We start from the raw sequence: 5,101 nt of genomic DNA on the forward strand, positions 1-5,101 counted from the left end.
AATAGTATGAAGAATGGAGTCAAAGTTGTACATATTTATTCAAGCGTTTTAGTACATTGTTAGGTTATCATTTATATCCATGGGTAGACGCCCCCTTTTTCTTGGTTGTAGAGCGTCTACCCCATGTGTTTCAACGATTTTTAACCATTTTCCAATTGTGGCATCTGAGGAAATATTAAAAATCGCAGCTGTTTCGCGGAAAGACGTCCCGTTATCCTTCATGTAATTGAGTACGTCTATTTTAAACTCTTGTGAATAATTTGTATATCGAGGTCGTAATCCACTCTCTCCATGATTTTCAAATAATGCAATCCATTTAATCACTTCAGATTTTATTACACCAAATTGCCTAGCTATTTCATGTTTTGAAACATTGTTCTCCAGATAAAACTTCACTACGCTCAATTTGAAATCAGTACTAAATTTAGTCATAAAAAAATGCACCTCCAATTGTTAGTTTGTGTCTAAAAATTGGGGTGCAGATCAAATTCGCAGTGCTTTTTTACGTGTTTCTTCCAAAAAAATCATAGCAATTATTACTTACTAAATTTTCAAATAATTAAAGGAAATAATTAATAAATATGGTAAGATTATATTAGAACTATTTAGTAGGCAGCGAATTTCTTCTTCATCTAACGAAGCAGATTAGTTCAATTGCAATAAAAAAGGAAGGTGTAGGTATGAGAATGATTTCACGAAATTTCAAAAAAATAGGAACCGTATTTGTAGCTATATTTATTATTATGGTGGGTGTCATTATCTTTGCTAACGCAAATAGGACTTATTCTGCATCAGAAGTATTAGGGAATTATGCTGATTTAAATGCAGAAAACCCATTTGTAGATATTGAAAGTATTGATGTAGAAAACGAGAAGAAATTCACATCAATTGAAATCTCAGAAGATATGGAACAGGAACTTATAGAGGCTTTTAAAAACACAAAATTTATAAGAGTAAAAGATGGTTCAATGGATTACGATTACCGAGTCAATATTACATTAAATACTGGATATGCGATGTGGATTGATTCAAATAAAAAGCTACTAAAGGTCATTGATACCCAGGAATCCTATTCAACAGAAAATGATAGTGATTTCTTTGAAATTTTAGAGAACATCACTGAATAGTAAGCCCGAATTACCATTTTTTATAACGTTTGCTTTAAGAAGGGTTTATGCATTTAGTTTATTGAGCAGGTGAATTTTGGAGGACATCAAAGTAGTTAATATCAAGTTACAGAATAGGTAAAGGTGGGATGGCTTTGAAGTTCGTGTTTATCATTATTTTGGTATTTTCTTTACTCGTTTCTTCGTTAACTTCTATTTGGTTATTAAAAATGAAGAACAAGAAATGGCTGGCAAGGTTAAGTGCATTTTTCGTAAATACTCTTATCTTATCAATAGCAACTGTCATCCTTTTCCAGTTAGACGTTCAAACATTTCATAAAAAGACAGAAGGCGTTTTTGATAGTTTAGGTATAGTAGTGCTGGTGTTTTTTATTCCAATAATTACATTTATTAATTTCTATGTACTCAAAATTGTAAGAAATAGAAGCCTGAGTATATCTAATTAATATTTACTTCTTCTACTAAGGGGTGCGTTGATCTAAGAAGGGCTAACGCATTTTTTGTTGAACTTATTTTACTAACTCAGCAGTTTAGTTTAGTAAGCGGAAATACATTATTATTAATTTAAACTGGATAAATCACTAATATTGGAACTTTAATACGTGTCAAACGTATTAAAGGAAAGGAAAGGAAAGGTTAGTGCAATAAAGAAAGTATTGTTTGAAAAAGTTCAAAGGGGTGAACAAAATGAAAATCAAATTGTTGTTGTTTTTAAGTTTATTATCATTTTTCTTATTGGTAGCTTGTTCTGATCAAACTTTTGAAAATACACACGAGTTAGATTATATTGTTGCAACTTTAAATGGTAAAGATATAACTACAAGAGAAATAATTTCACAATTTTCACTTACGGATGAAAACATTGAATACTATTTAAAACAAGAAATCGTCATAGATGAAGCTAAAAATGCTGGTGCTACAGTATCTAAAGCATATATAAAGGAGTTAAAAGAAATATTGTATCCAAATGCTGAATCAGTTGAAATGGAAAAATTCAATGTTAAAGAAGCAGACGCGTTAGGTCTGACTAATGATGAATATTTCGATATGTGGTCTTTAATTTATTTGGAGAGAAATGAATATTTCCAAACCTATATAAAATCAAAATTCGGTGAACCAGCTTCTTTTGAGGATGGCGAAGAGTGGGGTAAAGAAATTGAATCCTATATTAATAATCTTTATGAAAGCTACATTGAAAATCAAAAGTTAATTATTTATTAAATCTGTTATATCCTATTAATATTTATAATCAGCAAGTTTGAAACGTTTCACTTAAATTAACGGGTTGCTTAACTTCAAAAGGAGTGAAGTCTTTTTTCTTCTTGAACTACCGAAGCAGGTTAGTTAAAGAAGAAGGTTTTTAATTATACAAGGGGGGAGAAAATGAGAAAGAATTTATTTGTCTTAGCAGTAATTTCGTTACTTTTATTAGTTGGTTGTTCGCAACAAGAAACATTAACAAAGGCAGAAGATAACAATAGCAATCATATAGGGAAGAATGCCTCAGTTGTAGTTATACCTACAAGGGAAAGTATTTTAAAAGATGGCTATCCAACAAATGAAAATGGGCAAACCTATGGTCCTAATATAAGAGACCTAATGCTTGTTGAACCTGATTTAATTAGTGCTATTGGAATAGATGGTACAATAGGGTATGTAAAAAAAGATGATTTGGATGGTCCTATGCCTAAAACGCCCGAAGAAGCAGTTAGACTTACAAAAGAAGCTAAACCAAGAGAAATTCCTTTGTATGATGTTGATGGAGAGACTATTATTGGTAAGTTTATTGTAGGTGGATAGAAGTTGTTCCATTATTGAACAACTTATAATAAAGAGAAAGTATTATTAAAGTAACGGGTGTTTGAGTTGAAGATTCTCCAACTGTGTATGAGTTCTTTTGCTTACTGAACTAACGACGCAGGTTAGTTTAAGAAGTGGTTTTAACCCCTTTTATACAGTCATATACTTGAAATAAAAGGAAGTGTACAGAATGAAAAAGGGCAAAATCACTTTACTCGGAATCTTTGCGACTTTATTTGTAGTAATCTTTCTATTTATCAATAACACCGCAACAAAAGGAGAAACATCCGGTGTCCATCTTTCTCCAGAAATACAAGAGGAAAATGAAAAGAAGTTTAATGAAGTTGAAGAATTTTCAACTCTACTTCATCAAAAGGGTGGCTTATTTGAAGAAGTAAGCACCAAATTGAAAGAAAAAGGTTATGCATCATTTCAAATAATGATTGAAACGTATTCAAAAGATGATATTCGGGTGAAATATATCCTCGAAAATAATGATGCAACTGAATCCGTACAAAAAGAGGTAAAATCAATTTTCTTTGAATCAGTTGAAAATCACAATCTAGACTCCAATTCATTTAATCTAAAGGTCAGTGATACCGATGATGGACCAGATTGGTAATTCTTCTTCAACTAACGGGTGCTTTAGTTCAATAAGATTCCATAATTATTAATCAAAAAAACCCTTCCAATCGGAAGGGTTTTTTTTACACTGTTAACGTTTATAAATAATATCATCCCACGAATACACTTTGTCGGCGATACCTAAAAACTGAGCAGGTGTTTTTTTATCGTTACCTACTTTGTATGGCTTACAGAAATTGTAATACGTTCGTAAAATTGTAATCGCCATTTGTGCATACTTGGGGTTGAAATTGCTGTAAATATAAGATTTCCCATCACCTCTACTGGTAACTAGAGGTCGTTCCAATACGGATATTGAACGTCGAATTTGTTGAAGAAATGCATTGACTGAGTTGTCATTTATTCTATCTACAAATCCAGTTAAAATATTTGTTGGTAAATGGCTCATATCAGTCAAACAATCAATCGTTCTTTTCCCTCGATCTTTCATTCCAAGAGGATGTTCAATTGGATTGGATGCGTGGGTGTAATATATTTCCCCGTTCGCAGTATGATTCACTTTATGAAATTTATGGGTCATTAATTTTTCTAAGAGCACGTAATACGCTATCAGATGAAGATTTTTTTCATCTAGACCTTTTCGTTTAGACCAAGAAATTAATTCTTTTATCGATTCTTGATACTCCTGAAAAGCATCTCTTCTTGAAAGTGTTTTATTCACTTTGCAAATAAACGTATAGGCATTTTTAGATTTAATTTCATCAACGAATGAACGATTAATTGCGGTTATTAAGGATACATCATCATCGGTGATAAAACGCCATTTTGAAGTATTAATAAGTTTCTTGATGTGCCATAAATGAGCAGCCGTTGTATAGGTTGGATTTACGTGAAGTCCATCAACATATACAAATCTTTTATTAAACTCATCTTGTTGATAAGCATACTCTGACATTGATTGAGTATCGTTATCGCTTGGTAACATCGGGTGTCGACCATACTTATTAAACCGACCATTCTTACTCAAAAAATCACTCAAATGGTCGTCTTTGTAGATTTCGGTATCGAAGTATATTTGGTCTTTCGTGATATCCCAATCAAAGGCAACATCTGCACGAAAAACATATCTCGAAGCTTGATCGCTGCTAACAACAACTTGGGTGGGTAACTGTTTTTCAACCGATGAATGTTTTACTCTGTTTGATTCTCCTTTTTTACGTACGTTGTTTAATACATACATCATTTTATCAGTAGAGAGCCATATTTCAGGGAATTCTTTCTTTCGGAAAACATTCGTTTCTCTTGTTTCTAAAAACTCCAGGCAACAACGGTACAGCCATTCTAATTTTGAATAATAGGTTCCACGACCAATGCCTAGAATTTCACAAGTTCGAGATACGGGCACCCGATTAATCAAATGCTTTGCAAATTTAGGCAAGATATCATTGCGTTGTTGATGATACCCAGTATTTCTTGTCTTATCGGGTAGGACGTTTGTGAATTTCTTACACGCTTTACACTGATATCGTTGTGAATTTGACGTACTTGTCCCTCTCTTATAGAAATCTTTTTGAACCGTAAAAGGTGTG

General features: G+C 32.4%; 6 protein-coding genes. 4 read left to right on the top strand and 2 right to left on the bottom strand.

Annotated features, from left to right (window positions below):
* Positions 1-48 precede the first annotated feature (48 nt).
* Positions 49-432, bottom strand: coding sequence for a transposase (locus ACHUE4_RS16500; RefSeq protein ID WP_394192041.1), 384 nt, complete (start codon positions 430-432; stop codon positions 49-51).
* A 248-nt stretch (positions 433-680) separates the two neighbouring features.
* Here ACHUE4_RS16500 and ACHUE4_RS16505 point away from each other — a divergent pair, with 248 nt between their 5' ends.
* From ACHUE4_RS16505 to ACHUE4_RS16520, 4 genes are all read left to right on the top strand, one after another.
* Positions 681-1,127, top strand: coding sequence for a hypothetical protein (locus ACHUE4_RS16505; RefSeq protein WP_394192043.1), 447 nt, complete (start codon positions 681-683; stop codon positions 1,125-1,127).
* Positions 1,128-1,814: 687 nt separating this feature from the next.
* Complete coding sequence (locus ACHUE4_RS16510; protein WP_394192045.1) at positions 1,815-2,348, top strand: hypothetical protein; 534 nt, start codon at positions 1,815-1,817, stop codon at positions 2,346-2,348.
* 162 nt (positions 2,349-2,510) lie between these two features.
* Positions 2,511-2,927 carry a YajG family lipoprotein gene (locus ACHUE4_RS16515; RefSeq protein ID WP_394192047.1) on the top strand — a complete coding sequence of 139 codons (417 nt, stop codon included), beginning with the start codon at positions 2,511-2,513 and terminating at the stop codon, positions 2,925-2,927.
* 190 nt (positions 2,928-3,117) lie between these two features.
* The gene (locus ACHUE4_RS16520) at positions 3,118-3,549 is read left to right on the top strand and encodes a hypothetical protein (RefSeq protein WP_394192049.1); all 432 of its coding nucleotides are present in this window, start codon (positions 3,118-3,120) and stop codon (positions 3,547-3,549) included.
* A gap of 93 nt (positions 3,550-3,642) precedes the next feature.
* On the opposite strand, the gene ACHUE4_RS16525 is transcribed toward ACHUE4_RS16520, so the two are convergent.
* A partial coding sequence (locus ACHUE4_RS16525; protein WP_394192051.1) for an insertion element protein occupies positions 3,643-5,101 on the bottom strand: 1,459 nt, incomplete at its 5' end.

The sequence above is a fragment of the Paenisporosarcina quisquiliarum genome (assembly GCF_043641925.1).
Lineage (GTDB): Bacteria > Bacillota > Bacilli > Bacillales_A > Planococcaceae > Paenisporosarcina > Paenisporosarcina quisquiliarum_A.